General features: G+C 71.9%; 12 protein-coding genes. 6 read left to right on the top strand and 6 right to left on the bottom strand.

Translation table 11 applies throughout. The features are described from left to right. Positions 1 to 140 precede the first annotated feature (140 nt). Positions 141 to 626 carry a hypothetical protein gene (locus ACH5HR_RS00420; RefSeq protein WP_416475650.1) on the top strand — a complete coding sequence of 162 codons (486 nt, stop codon included), beginning with the start codon at positions 141 to 143 and terminating at the stop codon, positions 624 to 626. Here the strand turns inward: ACH5HR_RS00420 and ACH5HR_RS00415 are convergent. From ACH5HR_RS00415 to ACH5HR_RS00395, 5 genes are all read right to left on the bottom strand, one after another. Next, entirely contained in the window at positions 611 to 1,885 is a 1,275-nt protein-coding gene (locus ACH5HR_RS00415) for a Wadjet anti-phage system protein JetD domain-containing protein (protein WP_416475648.1), read from the bottom strand. The two genes, ACH5HR_RS00420 and ACH5HR_RS00415, sit on opposite strands and share 16 nt — an antisense overlap. Next, entirely contained in the window at positions 1,882 to 5,247 is a 3,366-nt protein-coding gene (locus ACH5HR_RS00410) for an ATP-binding protein (RefSeq protein ID WP_416475647.1), read from the bottom strand. Before ACH5HR_RS00410 ends, ACH5HR_RS00415 begins: the two co-directional genes overlap by 4 nt. Further along, positions 5,244 to 5,903 carry a DUF4194 domain-containing protein gene (locus ACH5HR_RS00405; protein WP_402377346.1) on the bottom strand — a complete coding sequence of 220 codons (660 nt, stop codon included), beginning with the start codon at positions 5,901 to 5,903 and terminating at the stop codon, positions 5,244 to 5,246. Before ACH5HR_RS00405 ends, ACH5HR_RS00410 begins: the two co-directional genes overlap by 4 nt. Further along, entirely contained in the window at positions 5,900 to 7,354 is a 1,455-nt protein-coding gene (locus tag ACH5HR_RS00400) for a DUF3375 domain-containing protein (protein WP_416475646.1), read from the bottom strand. The genes ACH5HR_RS00405 and ACH5HR_RS00400 overlap by 4 nt, the downstream gene beginning before the upstream one ends. A 107-nt stretch (positions 7,355 to 7,461) precedes the next feature. Further along, entirely contained in the window at positions 7,462 to 8,715 is a 1,254-nt protein-coding gene (locus tag ACH5HR_RS00395; protein ID WP_416475644.1) for an ATP-binding protein, read from the bottom strand. Positions 8,716 to 8,995: 280 nt separating this feature from the next. On the opposite strand from ACH5HR_RS00395, the gene ACH5HR_RS00390 reads away from it, so the two are divergent. The 5 genes from ACH5HR_RS00390 to ACH5HR_RS00370 are packed head-to-tail and all read left to right on the top strand — an operon-like array spanning position 8,996 to position 12,684. Then, the gene (locus tag ACH5HR_RS00390; protein ID WP_416475643.1) at positions 8,996 to 10,129 is read left to right on the top strand and encodes a zinc-binding dehydrogenase; all 1,134 of its coding nucleotides are present in this window, start codon (positions 8,996 to 8,998) and stop codon (positions 10,127 to 10,129) included. Further along, positions 10,126 to 10,887 (top strand): 3-oxoacyl-ACP reductase FabG, encoded by a 762-nt coding sequence (gene fabG / locus ACH5HR_RS00385; RefSeq protein WP_402377334.1) that lies wholly within the window; start codon positions 10,126 to 10,128, stop codon positions 10,885 to 10,887. Before ACH5HR_RS00390 ends, fabG begins: the two co-directional genes overlap by 4 nt. Then, positions 10,884 to 11,348: a MaoC family dehydratase gene (locus tag ACH5HR_RS00380; RefSeq protein WP_402377332.1), complete on the top strand. Its 465-nt coding sequence runs from the start codon at positions 10,884 to 10,886 to the stop codon at positions 11,346 to 11,348. The genes fabG and ACH5HR_RS00380 overlap by 4 nt, the downstream gene beginning before the upstream one ends. A 49-nt stretch (positions 11,349 to 11,397) precedes the next feature. After that, positions 11,398 to 11,877, top strand: coding sequence for a pyridoxamine 5'-phosphate oxidase family protein (locus ACH5HR_RS00375; RefSeq protein WP_402377329.1), 480 nt, complete (start codon positions 11,398 to 11,400; stop codon positions 11,875 to 11,877). 51 nt (positions 11,878 to 11,928) lie between these two features. Then, on the top strand, positions 11,929 to 12,684 hold the full coding sequence (locus tag ACH5HR_RS00370) for a phosphotransferase family protein (protein ID WP_416475641.1): 756 nt from the start codon (positions 11,929 to 11,931) through the stop codon (positions 12,682 to 12,684). Between the two features lie 43 nt (positions 12,685 to 12,727). On the opposite strand, the gene ACH5HR_RS00365 is transcribed toward ACH5HR_RS00370, so the two are convergent. Further along, positions 12,728 to 13,951, bottom strand: coding sequence for an acetyl-CoA C-acetyltransferase (locus ACH5HR_RS00365; protein ID WP_402377327.1), 1,224 nt, complete (start codon positions 13,949 to 13,951; stop codon positions 12,728 to 12,730). Positions 13,952 to 13,966: the final 15 nt, after the last annotated feature.

Raw genomic sequence — 13,966 nt, 5'->3', positions numbered from 1 at the left:
TCGACGCACTCACCCTTTCCAGGATCGACACTTCACCGGCAGGGCGCCAAGCCCTTCAGGTGATGCGGGCCGCGGCACGTCTTCCACAGATCTGATCCGGGGGTAGCGGCGACAGATCCCTCCCGGCCATGGTCGCAGGCATGGGAATCCGCTACTACGCGTCCGCATGGCCCGCCGACGATGCCGAGATCGTCGTCCACGAACCACGCCTCTCGCTGCCTGATGATCCGTTCTTCGCCGCATGGAGCCGACTGGGCGACCCTGAGGCCAGCCCGAACCTGCTGTACCTCGACAAGGCCTGGCCGGAGTTCCAGGACCTCACCGGCCCGCGGCGCGGACGGCCCGCGCGTCCGTCCTTCCGTCTCTTCGAGGGGCACATGACCCACGTCCCGATGGGGTCGATCCCCTGGCTGCGCACCATCGAACCCGCCGGGGTCCGCACCGCGTCTCAAGACCTTGCGACGATCACCGACCGCGACATCGACCAGTACGCTTCCTCCGACGACGAGCCCGAAGGGCACCTTCGATACCGTCGCACCGACCTCAAGAACTTCCTGGGTCAGGCTCAGACGTTCGTCGCCCAGGCCGCAGACCGTGGCGACGGCATCGCCTACATGATCGGGTGACTGCCGGCGTCCTTCGACCTGAGTGCGGCGTCCAGGGCCGCCACCGCCGTGCCCCACGGGATGCGTTCCTGCTCCAGGCGGACGTCACCCAGCTCTGCCAGCGCCGCGAAGGCATCCGCTTCGATATCGGTCAGATGCTCAGGGACCGCCCGACGGGGCCGAGGCTCGGGAACAGCAAGATCGAGGTGCTCTGTCAAGGTGGTCCGGTCCATGAGGATCGACCGTGCCTGCGGCAGGTGGCTCCGCACGGCCGACAGGATCTTCAACCCATCGGTGTCGATGTCACCCCAGTAGACGATGTCGGCCGCCGCCACCCAGCCGGTGCGATGCAGGTGACGGGCCGCATACCCCTGGCCGTGCACGGCGACCACGCCCGCGCGGTCCGGCAGGGCCAGCAGGGACTCCAGGTTCTCCACCACGACAACGACGCGCGGTGCGACGGCGAGACCGGCCAGCTCGGCCACGGGAGCGGTGACGTCGCGCAGACCGCTCGGCGCGAGTGCCGGGTCGAGAAACCGAACCCGCAGCTGCACCGGTCGCTGCGCCAGGTCGAGCCCGGCGCGCCCGGTCGCCGCGGCATACAGCGGGTCGACGATGCGGCGATGGCGCTCCAGCCACTTGGTGTCGACGCCGCGCACCGGCACCTGGCGGACGAACAGCCCGGCCGTCTCGTGCTCCAGCACCCAGCCGAGGACGCCGACCAGGCGCTCTGTGTCGGCCGGGTCGAGGTCGACGACCATGCCGAGTACGCGCCGGACGGCGTCACGGGCGGCATCCCGGTTCGGTGCATCCTTGTCCGCGGCCGCCCGCAGCAGCCCGAGCAGCGCCGAAGCGCACGCAACGGCCCGCTTCCAGTGCCTCGAGCGCCCGGCGAACCGGGCGACGGCACCTGGCGTACCGAGACGCAGCCGGTCGGGCACGGTCTGGGTGCCCAGGCTGGCCCAGCGTCGCGACGCCCACACGACGTGACCGTCAGCACGACCGTGCGCGTCGGCATCGCTGCCCGGGTCGGCCTCACGCCACGCGGCGATCCAGGAAGCGGTGCCGGTCGTGTCGGCGAGCGCCGCGCGCTCCGACGGCGGGTGCAACGGGCGGTCGATGAGCCATTCGGATGCTGGTTCGCCGCCGGACTCGGGCACGACGCCCGCATCGACGCCGCACTCCGCGTCGACGTCGACCACGGCCCATGCGGCGAACCGCCTGTCGTAGACCTTGGCGGCCGCCCGCCGCGCGGCGCCGGGGTCGGCCCTGCCCGTCACGACGACGGGGGTACGTCGTCGAACGCCACCGCGGACACGCTGGACTCACGTGAATCGGCACACTGGACGACGGCGATGCCGCCGACGTACTCCTCCAGCGTCTGCAGCAGCTTGAGCGGGGTGGCCAGAATCATGTGGAAGCCGAACTCGCGGAAGATGTCGAGCGCCATGCGGGTGAAGGCCGCGTCGGCCTTGTCGAACGCTTCGTCCATGACCACCGACCCGAACGACGGGACCGATTCGGCGTCGCGGGCGAGCTGGTAGCGCAGCGCGGCGGCGAGGCAGAACACGACGAGCTTCTGCTTCTGCCCGCCCGACCGGCCGGCTCCGGAGTCGTAGACGTCGAGCTGCGTACCCTCGGCGTCGACCTGCACCCCGGTGAACCGCACGTGCCGCCGCGTGTCGAGACACAGGGTCTGCCAGGTCCGGTCCGCGGACTCCGACGACCCGAGCCTGTGCATGACCCGGGCGAGCACCTCGAACCGGCGCTCGGCCTCGGCCCGGTCCTCGTCCTCCCCCAGCGCCCCGGACGCGATCGTCGCCAGATCGCGCAGGAACTCCTGCACCGCAGCGGGTTTGGCGTCCTCCACGGAGATCTGCAGGTAGGAGCCGGGGGCGAACTCGCTGCGCATCAGCGAGGAGTTGATCGGTTCGACACGACGCTTGATCTCGGCAGGGGCACGGCGGATCTCGTTGGCGAGCAGGCCGATGTTCTGCTGCGACTGCTGGCGCAGCATGTCGAAGAAGCGGTGCTCGAAGTCCGGCAGCCGGTCCGCACGCAACGTCCCGAGCAGCTCGAGGAACCCGCCGCGATCCTCGACGGTCGCCGTGAGGTCTCCGGTCAGGGCGGGCCAACGCCGCGCGAAGTCCCCGGCGATCTGCCCGATCGCGACCTCGGCCGCCGCACGGGCCCGGGTCGCCTCCGCGGAGCGCCGGGACAGCTCCTGGCTGACCCGCCGCGACACGGCGTCGATCGAGGCGTGCGTCACCCGTCGCGTGCTCTGGTGCTCGTAGAAGACGGCCTCCAGCCGGGCGTGGACCGACGGCGGCACCTCGTGGTGGTCGACGGCTTCCATCTCGCGGATCGCTGCCGTGAGGTGGTCGAGCCCGGCCTGCGCGGCGGCCAGGTTCTGCGCGGCGGACTGCTCGACTGCGAGCGCCTGACCCGCAGTCTCGACGGCAAGGTTCAGCAGGTGCTGGGCGGAGCGTAGATCGCCCTGCGCGGCCAGCAGCGCCGCGCGTGCCTCCCGTGCCGCCGTCAGCTCGGTTTGCGCGGCATCGACGTCGAGGGACGACCAGGCGACGTCGTCGAGTTCGGCCAGGACTCGGCGTCGCGCCTTGACGGACTCCTGGGCGCGGCCCAGCTCACCGAGCGCTACGTCGGCCTGACCGACCTGTTCCTTCGCCGCGCGCAGCAGCTCCAGGTAGTGGTCGACCTTGTCGGCGTTGTCGAAGCCGAGCAACCAGCGCGAGCGGTCGTGGACGGCGAACCGGTCGTCCTTCTCGAAGGAGCCACGACCCCGCCGCACCTGCCCGGTACGAGTGACGGCGCGTTCGTGCTCGGCCAGCTCGTCCGGACCCTCCACGCAGGCGTAGTCGAAGCGCCGGGCCAGCTCCCGGTGCAGCCACGCCTGCATCGGGGAGTCCGCGACCTGGACGCGGTAGACCAGTGAGTCGTCCCCGGACGGTCGCCTGGGCGGCTCGACGGCGGCCGGGACCGCCTCGTAGCGCAGGCGCGTCCCGAGGTGGGTGGCGTCGACCGCGGCGCGCACGGCGGGCAGGTGCGCGGCGGGCACGAGGAGCACGGTGGCGAGTGGGCGCAGGACGCGCTCGATCGCTCCGGTCCAGTCCGAGTGCTCGGGGCGCACCTGGAGCAGCTCGGCCGCGAACGGCAGGGCGGATGCGGGCAGTCCGGTGGCGCGGCAGATCAGCTGACGGGCCGTGGTCAGGTCGTGGCCCATGTTGGAGCGGTTGCCGCGCAGCGCCTGGATCTCCCGTTCGATCCGGTGCAGCTCGCCGGCCGCCGTCGTCCGCGCCGTCCACAGCTCCTCGGCGCGGGCCTGGTGCTCGGCGTCGGCGGCGTCGGCGTCGGCGGCCTCCCGTTGGGCGGCTCGCTGCAGCTCGTGCAGGTCCTCGGCCGACGTCGGGGCCGCGATGCCGACCCGGTCCAGGTCGCGCGCCAGCCGGTCCCGCCCGCGGGTGACGACCTGTAGCGACAGTTCCTGCGCCTCGATGCGAGTCGTCAGTGCCGACAGCTCGGCACCACCACGATCGTCCACCGTGCCCTGAGCCTCCCGACGCCGCAGGTCCGCCTGTTCGCGCCCAGCGCGGGCGGCGTCGCGGGCGATCGTCGCCCGGGCGACGTCGTCCGCGGCGGTGTCGGCAGCCTGCCGGGCCAGGTCCAGCTTCCAGGTCTGGGTGAAGTCCTCCAGCGCGGCGGCCAGCTCGTCGGCGTCGCGCTGGGCCGCACCGGCGTCGTCGTAGGACGTCGAAGCATCCGGCAGCCGATCCAGCACGGCGATCTGCTCGCGCGCCTCGACCACGGCCTGGTGAGCCCGCGACAGGTCGGTGAACTGTTCGACGGCGCGGTCGCGGGTGGCGAACGTCGCGGGCTCGTCCAGCATGAACGTGCGGAACAGGTCGTCCAGGCTGCCGAGGTTCTTCGCGGACTGCGTCTTGTGCAGCAGCAGGACGGCGCGGTCGCCGCTGATGCCGAACAGCCGCGAGTACCGGGCGACGAACCGGGAGTGCTCAGCGTCGACGTGCGCACCGGGCAGACGCTTCTTGAGGCCCCGCACGTCCAGGCCGGACGAGACCAGGTCCGCCACGTCCAGCACGTCCACCGGTTCCGGGCTGAGCACGTGCACGTCCTGGACGTCCCCGAGGCTGTTGGCGCCGCGCTTGACATGGAACAGCTTGATCAACGTGGCCGTCCGCGGTGCGCCGTCGGCGTCGTGCGTCCCGTCGCCGTAGCGCAGCGCGATCGCGCTCCAGGTGGCGCCGGGTCTCAGGTACTGCGTGGCGATCTCCCCGGTGTCGGCGTCGGTGCCGCGGCGCCAGGCGCCCCGCACGTACGACAGCACGGTGCGGTCCCCGGCCCTGGTGGTGGCGTCCGCCGCGGCGGCGTTGAAGCGGGTCTTGCCCCGCGGGGTCAGCACCGCCGTGATGGCGTCGACCAGCGAGGACTTGCCCGACCCGGACGCTCCGGTCAGCAGGAAGCCCTGGCGAGCCACGTCGATGCGGTGATGCCCGTGGAAGGTGCCCCAGTTGACCAGCTCGACCCGTTCCAGGCGCCACTGGCCCGGGTGGGGCGTGGGCGTCAGGGCCGCGTCGACCGCAGGGGCAGTGGTCGTCTCGCTCACGGCCGGCCCTCCGCGTCGTCGTCCAGCAGTCGGCTGTACTCGGCGCGGACCGCCGCGATCTCCTCCGGCCCGAAGATGAGCCGCAGAACCGGGGAGACCTCGTAGCGGCCCGTGGTGGAGGTGGCCAGCAGGATGTTCTGCTTTTCCAGCTTGGTCCATGAGGCGTTGATCCGTTTCGCGAACCCGGCCTCGTCGGTGGATGCCGCGGCGCGGTAGGCGTGCAGGTGCTCGAACACCTCGTCACGACCGACGATGACCCGGCCAGCACCACCAGACCGGACGAGCTCGCCACGCAGGTGCAGCAGCAGCACCGTGTCGATGAAGGTCAACGGCAGCGTGCGCACCACCTGGGGTGCCGTCCCCGCATCGGTCTGTGCCCCACGCACGAACGCCACCCCGAGCGCGGGGTCCACGACCAGGTCGAGGAACAGGTCGGCCAGGCGCGAGCGGATCGCCGGCGTGTCAGCCACGAGCGCGCGCCAGATCGCCGAGTGCCGCTCCGCGGAGACGTACGGTCCCTTGACGAGCGCGGTCAGCGCGCGGCGCGAGTCCTCGCGCAGGGTGCCCGGGTCGCCGTCCCACAGGGGCTCGACGGCGGGCGGGCCGGCGCCGTCGTACGCCCCCGGCGCCGCGAGAGTGGTGTCGAGTTCGGTCATGTGAGCGGCTCCTCGAACAGGTACTGCGGAAGGTGGGCGCCACGCCGGGGGCCCGGGCTCACCGGCTCCCAGGTGACGCGCTCGGTGCGGTACTCACCGGTGCGGGTGCCGTGCTGCTCGGCAAGCACCAGCAGCCCGACGACGGAGGCCACGCCCTGCGTGGCGGGCCGGTCGGCGAGGACCTCGGCGATGGTGGACGGACCACGCACGGCAAGGACGTCGTTGACGTTGCCCGTGAGCTCGGCCAGGTCGATCTCCGACGCCCGCACGGCGGCGCGCAGCGCGGCCAGGTCGGCCTCTTGTGGTTCAGCGCTGGTCACGACTTCGACGGTCTCGGAGTCGGCCGGGTTGTGCAGCCGCATCCCGGCCAGCCGCGAGACGCTCACCGCGGTCAGGTCGAGCTCGACGTCGAGCTTCCGGTACGGGGCGACGTCGCCCGACAACCGGTGCGCCATCGCCACGGTCTCTCGGACGAGCCGGTGCACGCGGCGGTCCTCGGCGAGCTCCTCGGACTGCACGAACCGGCGCAGGCTCCGGCTGAAGGACGTCATCACCTGGTGGATCTCGCCGCCCGCGTCCTGCAGGGCGGGCAGCAGCCGGCGCAGCTGGTCTCGCTGACTCGCATCCAGGCGGCGCGCGAACGGCCTGGTGACCACATCCTCGACGTCGGCCTCGAACGCGGCGGTGCGTTCGGCGTCGAGCACAAGGGCGTAGAACGCGGTGAAGGTGCGTCCGGCATCGGACTCGGCCAGCAGGTCGACGCCACGGAAGACGTCGTCAAGCACCGCACCGCGCGAGCTCGGTTCCTCGACGAGCTTGGTGCGCACGTCCCGGTTGAGGTGCTCCAGTGCGCCGCGCACGCGCGCGAAGTCCTCGGGGATCTCCGCCGTCAGGGCGAGGATGTCCGCGGCCGCCTCGGCCGCGCGGTCCTCGGGCAAGGTGTCGTCCTGCCCCGCCAGCAACCCTGCGATCTGCGCGTCGATGCGGTCCCGCTCGCGCTGCAAGGCGGCGATGCGGCGTGTGGTGTCCGGGTCGGTGTCCACCGCCAGGCGGTGCAACCGCTCGACGATCGTCGCCAGGCGCGACTCGGTGGCACTCGCCCGGGGCGCGGCGAGCTGCTCGACGAAGCGCACCGCGGTCAGCGCCGCCTCACTCAGCTCGAACAGCTCCTCGCGGGCCTCGCCCGGACGGCGGACCAGGTACCCGGCCGTGAGCCAGTCGCGGCAGTACTGGGCGCCCGTGCGCGGTACCTGGAAGCCGTGGTTGCGCAGCTCCGCCAGGTCCGCGTCCACCGCCTCGAACAGTTCCGGAGCGGGCATCCGACGCCGCTGGTCCCCCAGGTGACCGCCCAGGACGGCGAGCGCCACCGGCGCGTTGTCGCCGCGCAGCAGCGTCCACGCTCCGGTGCCGGACAGCCGGCGCATGGTCAGCGTGTCGCCCAGGATCGTCACGGCGATCAGGGTAGGCGGAGCCGCCGACAGCGGCTACGCCGGCCCACACCGTGACGCGCCTTGGCCCTGGTCGGGAGGACGCCGACGCCACGCCACTCGGGGCACAGTCACGGCCCGAGCAGGCTCAACGGGACGACGGCCACACCGTCGCCTCGCCGATACGCCGCGGGCCCGGTCGTGACGACGATGCGAGCGACGAGGTCCTCGCCCATCTGCTCGAACAACCAGTTGAGGTGGCGGACGTCGTGATCGTCGGCCGCCTGGCCGAGCTTGACCTCGATGGCGATCGCACGTCCGTCGCCCGCATGAAGGACGAGATCGATCTCCCGCTCACCGCGATGCATCCGCAGATGGGAGACCTCGAGCTCAAGTGCAGCGGCGTAGGTGCGGATGCTCTGGACGACCAACGACTCGAAGAAGGTGCTGAAGAGAGGACCGTCCCTGAGCGAGTCCTGCGCCCCTCCGAGAGAGCGTCCCTCGATCAGCCGGCCTGCGCTCAACTGCAACAGGGCAGCCGCCAGAGCCGGATCGGCCAGGTGATGCTTCGGCACGCGACCCAAGCGGTTCAGACGGATGGTTCCGGGATTCCAGGCAGGCACCTCATCGAGGAGCCACAGCCGCTGGAGGACGTCACGGAAGTCATTGATCGTCGTCCGGCTGGGTGGCTGAGCGCGGTCGACCGCGGCCGCGATGGCCTCGAAGGTAGCGGTCGTCGATGTCGCGGCCGCGTAGGCGCGGAGCCACTCATGGAGAGACCTCGGACGGCGGCGAACCCCTCCGAGCTCAGGAACCTCGTGCTCCAGCGCGTGGGACACGTAGTCAGCGACGGCCCTGCGGCGAACCGTCGGTGGTTCTGCCCTGATGCCGGGAAAACCCGAGTCGACGATCTCCCGGGCATAGTCCGCCAATGTCACGTCAGACCTGCCGGAGATCTCGTCGCCACCCTCCCAGATGTCGCGGAGCGAGACCGTGGCCATGCCCGGGTGCCGTTCCGCGAACGACAACGGCCGCATCCGCAAGCGGATGAACCGCCCCGCCCCGGAGTGGATGTGGGTATCGCGCGGATTCGCGCTCCCGGTGAGGACGAACCTCCCAGGCTGCGGGTCGTCATCGACGATCCGGCGCACGGCATCCCAGACGGGCGGATCGCGCTGCCACTCGTCGACGAGGACCGGAGAATCGAGCCCGGCCAGATAGCGGCGCCGATCCGCCGAGACGATCATGCGCGTGTCCGGATCGTCGAGGCCCACGACACTCGCCGCAACCCGCGCCGCGCTGGCTGTCTTCCCGACGGCACGAGGGCCCTCGATCGCGATCGCACGAGTACCCCCGAGCATCTCTCGCAGGGTGTCGTCGACCACGCGGGGAAGGTATGCCATCGATGCCTCCTGACCAGGCTATACAGACCCTATTGGACAGATGCGTAGTATTCTACTGGTCAAACACGCACCGTTCTACCGAACATGCACGCTGCGATCTGGCGAACAAGCACGCAACCCACCCAGCGACGCGAGCGCCCAGGTGCGGCGACTCGTGGTCGTCACACACCTGCGACGGCGTCCAGGTTTTCTCCATACCGCGCGGTCGGTATGCTGTGAGGAGTGCCCGTTCCCGGACACCCGACGACGAGGAGGTCGTACCGTGCAGATCATCGGCGCCGTGCTGGAACGCTGCGGAGCACCCGCACCTTGGGCCGAGTCGCGCCCGCTCACCGTCGGGCCGCTCGAGCTCGACCCGCCCGGACCCGGCGAGATCGCCGTCCGCATCGAGGCGGCCGGCCTGTGCCACTCGGACCTGTCCGTCGTCGACGGCAACCGGGTGCGCCCCACGCCGATGCTGCTCGGCCACGAGGCCGCCGGGATCGTCGAGGCCGCGGGCGACGGCGTTGGCACCGGGCTCGACAGCACCGGGATCGCCGTCGGCACCCGCGTCGTCATGACCTTCCTGCCCCGCTGCGGGGAGTGCGCGGAGTGCGCCACCGACGGCCGGCTGCCCTGCTCCGTGGGCTCCGCCGCCAACGCGGCCGGCGAGCTCGTCGGCGGCGTGCGCCGCCTGCACCGCGACGGCGCCGACGTGCACCACCACCTCGGTGTGAGCGCGTTCGCCACCCACGCCGTCGTGTCGGCCACGTCCGTGGTCCCCGTGCCCGACGACGTCCCCGCCGACGTCGCCGCGCTGCTCGGTTGCGCGGTGCTCACCGGCGGCGGCGCCGTGCTCAACGCGGGCCGACCGGCCGCGGGCGCGACCGTCGCCGTCGTCGGGCTCGGTGGTGTCGGCATGGCCGCACTGCTGGTCGCCCGGGCGCTCGGGCACGAGGTGGTCGGCGTCGACACCGTGCCCGCCAAGCTCGACCTCGCCCGTGAGCTGGGCGCCCGCGCCCTCACCCCCGCCGAGGCTCTCGACGAAGGTCTCCGTGCCCCCGTCGTGGTGGAGGCCGCCGGGAACCCCCGCGCCTTCGAGACCGCCTACGCCCTGACCGCCCCCGGCGGCACGACCGTCACCGTCGGTCTGCCCGGCCCGGACCAACGCGCCAGCATCTCCCCGCTGAGCCTGACCGCCGAGGCGCGCACCGTCGTCGGCTCCTACCTCGGCTCGGCCGTCCCGAGCCGCGACATCCCCCGCTACGTGGAACTCTGGCGAGCAGGACGACTGCCGCTGGAACGACTCGTCTCGGCCCGCATCGGGCTCGACGAGCTGCCCCGCGCGCTGGACCGCCTCGCCGCCGGCGAGGAGCTGCGCCAGCTGATCACCTTCGACGAGAGGAAGACCGCATGACCTCCCCCACCGCACGCGTCGCGATCGTCACCGGCGGCGCCCGCGGCATCGGCGCCGCCACCGCGGCCCGACTCGCCTCCGACGGCTACGCCGTGGCCGTGCTCGACCTGCTCGAGGACGTCGCCGCCGAGACCGCCGCGAAGCTCACCGCGGACGGTCACCGCGCGATCGGCGTCGGCGTCGACGTCGCCGACGAGGAGTCCGTCACCGCCGCCGTCGAGCGCGTGGTCGCCGAGCTCGGCGCGCCGACCGTCCTGGTCAACAACGCGGGCATCCTGCGCGACAACCTGCTGTTCAAGATGTCCACCGACGACTGGGACGCCGTGCTCGGGGTCCATCTGCGTGGCGCGTTCCTCGTGACACGCGCCGTGCAGAAGCACATGATCGACGCCGGCTGGGGCCGGATCGTCAACCTGTCCAGCACCTCCGCGCTCGGCAACCGCGGCCAGGCCAACTACGCCGCCGCCAAGGCCGGCATGCAGGGCTTCACCAAGACGTTGGCGATCGAGCTCGGCAAGTTCGGTGTCACCGCCAACGCCATCGCGCCCGGCGTCATCGCCACCGACATGATCGCCGAGACCGCCGAGCGGGTCGGCGTGCCCCTGGAGGACTTCCTGGCGCACATGGCCAAGGAGGTGCCCGTGGGACGCGTCGGGCAGCCCGAGGACATCGCCGCCGCGGCGTCGTTCTTCTGCTCCGAGGAGGCCTCCTTCACCAGCGGCCAGGTGCTGTACGTGGCGGGAGGTCCGCGAGCATGAGCGACGTCATCCAGATCGAGAACCCCGCCGCGCTCGCCGACGCCGTCGGCCAGAAGGCCACCGGCGAGTGGTTCGCCGTCGAGCAGCCCCGCATCACCGCGTTCGCGGACGCTACCGAGGACCACCAGTGGATCCACCTGGACGCCGAGCGCGCCGCCGCCGGGCCGTTCGGCGGCACCATCGCCCACGGATACCTCACCCTGTCGCTGCTGCCGAAGCTCACCGGCGAGCTCGTCGAGGTCGGACAGACCGCGATGGCCGTGAACTACGGCCTCGACAAGGTCCGCTTCCTCACCCCGGTGCCGGCCGGCGGGCGCGTGCGAGCGACCGTCGAGATCACCGGCGCTGAACCCGCCGGGCAGGGCATCCGGCTGGCCTCCACCGTCACGATCGAGCTCGAGGGCGCCGAGAAGCCCGCGCTCATCGCGCAGACGCTGGCGCTGTACGTCCCGGAGGCGTGAGAGTCCGTCCTGCCCGACCCGGATCGGGTCGGGTAGGATGACCCCCCCCATGCCACACCTCCCACAGCCGGCCCCCCGCACCCGTGAACAGCGCCTCGTCGACACCCTGGCCATGCTGCGGAGCCCGGCCCGCGACGCCTGGGTCGCCACGGCGTCGTCAGACGACGACGGCGCGGTACACCCATACATGGTCCCGCTGTCGCTGGTCTGGCTGGACGGACAGGTGGTCCTGGCCCTGCCAGGATCGTCCCGCACGGCGCGCAGCATCGCCGCCACCGCCACGACCCGGCTCGCTCTGGGCGAGACCCGCGACGTGGTGCTCGTCGACGCCGTGCTCGATCAGGCCGTGCCGGTGGCGGACGCGCCGGCGGAACTCGCCGAGGGATATGCCGCCCAGGCGGACTGGGACCCCCGCAGGGACCCGGACGGCTACGTCTACCTCGTCCTGCGACCGCTACGGATCCAGGCGTGGCGCGAGGTGGACGAGATGACTGGGCGGACCCTCATGCGCGACGGGGACTGGCTCTGAGGCGAGCGTAAATCCGGCGACATCGGCGGTCGTTCTCGTCAGGATGGCGGAATGGAAGCGGTCGAGGTCGTCGTCGCCCACAACCAGCGCGCGACCCTGCGCGTCGGCAAGACGTTCCTCAAGGTCGACGGCGACCCGGCGCACGCCGAGGTCGAGATGCGGGCCATGGCGATGGCACCGGTCCCGACCCCGGCGGTCCTCTGGTACCAAAGGCCCGTGCTGGCGATCGCCGCCGTGCCCGGCACCGCGCTCGGTGCTCTCGGTGAACCGTCCACGGCGTCACCTGCGGCGTGGGCCGCGGCAGGCGCCGCCGTCCGGAGGCTGCACGACGCGCCGTTGCCACCGTGGCCGGGCCGTCAGCCCGACGACGTGGCGGCGGATCTCGACCGGGAGTGCGCGTGGTTGCTCGCCCACGCCGTCCTGCCCGCCGAGACGATCCGGCGCAACCGCGAGATCGCCGAGGCCGCGCTGCGGCCGTGGGAACCGGTGTTCGTCCACGGCGACCTGCAGATCTCCCACGTGTTCGTCGACGACGACGAGGTCACCGGCGTCATCGACTGGTCCGAGGCGGCGCCCGGCGACGCCATGTTCGACCTCGCCACCCTCACGCTCGGGCACGAGGAACGCGTGGACGACCTGCTCGCCGGCTACGGCGACGGCGCGGACCGGGGCGCGATCCGCGCCTGGTGGTCGCTGCGTAGCCTGCTGGCGTCGCGCTGGCTGATCGAGCACGGCTTCGACCCGGACGCCCCGGGCTGCGAACTTGACGTGCTCAGAGCGCGGACGCGGGAACTCGAGGGCCGGTGATCGGCACGACGTCCAGCCCGTGCCAGCGATCGCGATACCCGCCTCAGACGCGTTCGAGCACCATCGCCATGCCCTGTCCCCCACCGACGCACATGGTCTCCAGCCCGTAGCGGCCGCCGGTCGCTTCCAGACCGTTCAGGAGCGTGGTGGTGATGCGAGCACCGGTCATGCCGAACGGGTGCCCGACGGCGATGGCCCCGCCGTGCACGTTGAGCTTGGCCTCGTCGATGCCGAGCTCGCGGGCCGACGGGATGACCTGCGCGGCGAACGCCTCGTTGATCTCGACGAGGTCCATGTCGTCGATGCCGAGCCCGGCCCGCGCGAGCGCCTGACGGCTCGCCTCGACCGGACCGAGCCCCATGATCTCCGGGGACAGCCCGGTCACGCCCGTGGACACGATCCGGGCGATCGGCTGCAGGCCGAGCTCCTCGACGACGCGCCCCGAGACGATGACGAGCGCCGCGGCGCCGTCGTTGAGCGGGCAGGCGTTGCCTGCCGTCACGGTGCCGTCGGGACGGAACACCGGGTCCAGCCCTGCCAGCTTCTCCACGGTGGTCCCGGGCCGCGGGCCGTCGTCGGCGGCGACGACGCTGCCGTCCGGCAGGGTCACCGGGGTGATCTCGCGCGACCAGAAGCCGTCCGCGATCGCCTGCTCGGCACGCTGCTGGGAACGGGCCGCGAAGGCGTCCTGCTCGGCGCGGCTGATGCCGTGCACGGAAGCCAGGTTCTCCGCCGTCTGCCCCATGGCGATGTAGGCGTCGGGCAGCTCGCCATCGGCGCGCGGGTCCGTCCAGACCGGCACCTCCCCGACGGCACGCTTGGCCGTGCGCTCGGTGGCCCCGGCGAAGCGCGGGTTCTCCAGGTCCTGGCCCTCGATGTAGTCGCTGGAGCCCTTGACCATTCGGCTGACGGACTCGGCGCCGGCGGAGACGAACACGTCGCCCTCGCCCGCCTTGATGGCGTGGAACGCCATGCGGGTGGACTGCACGCTGGACGAGCAGTAGCGGGTCACGGTGGTGCCGGGCACCCCGTCGAGCCCGGACAGCACGGCGACGATGCGGCCCATGTTCATGCCCTGCTCGCCGCCCGGCAGCCCGCAGCCGAGGATGAGGTCGTCGATACGCGTCGGGTCGAGCGACGGCACCTTGTCGAGTGCCGCGCGGACCATCTGTGTGGCGAGATCGTCGGCGCGCATCTCACGCAGCGACCCCTTGTAGGCCCGTCCGATCGGCGAACGGGCAGTGGCCACGATGTAGGCCTCGGTCATGATGTGGATCCTTTC

Origin of the sequence: Isoptericola maris, from assembly GCF_048065335.1 — a bacterium.
Classification (GTDB): domain Bacteria; phylum Actinomycetota; class Actinomycetes; order Actinomycetales; family Cellulomonadaceae; genus Isoptericola; species Isoptericola rhizosphaerae.
Note: the sequence above shows the minus strand (reverse complement) of the source record. Positions and strands in the feature narration are given on the sequence as shown.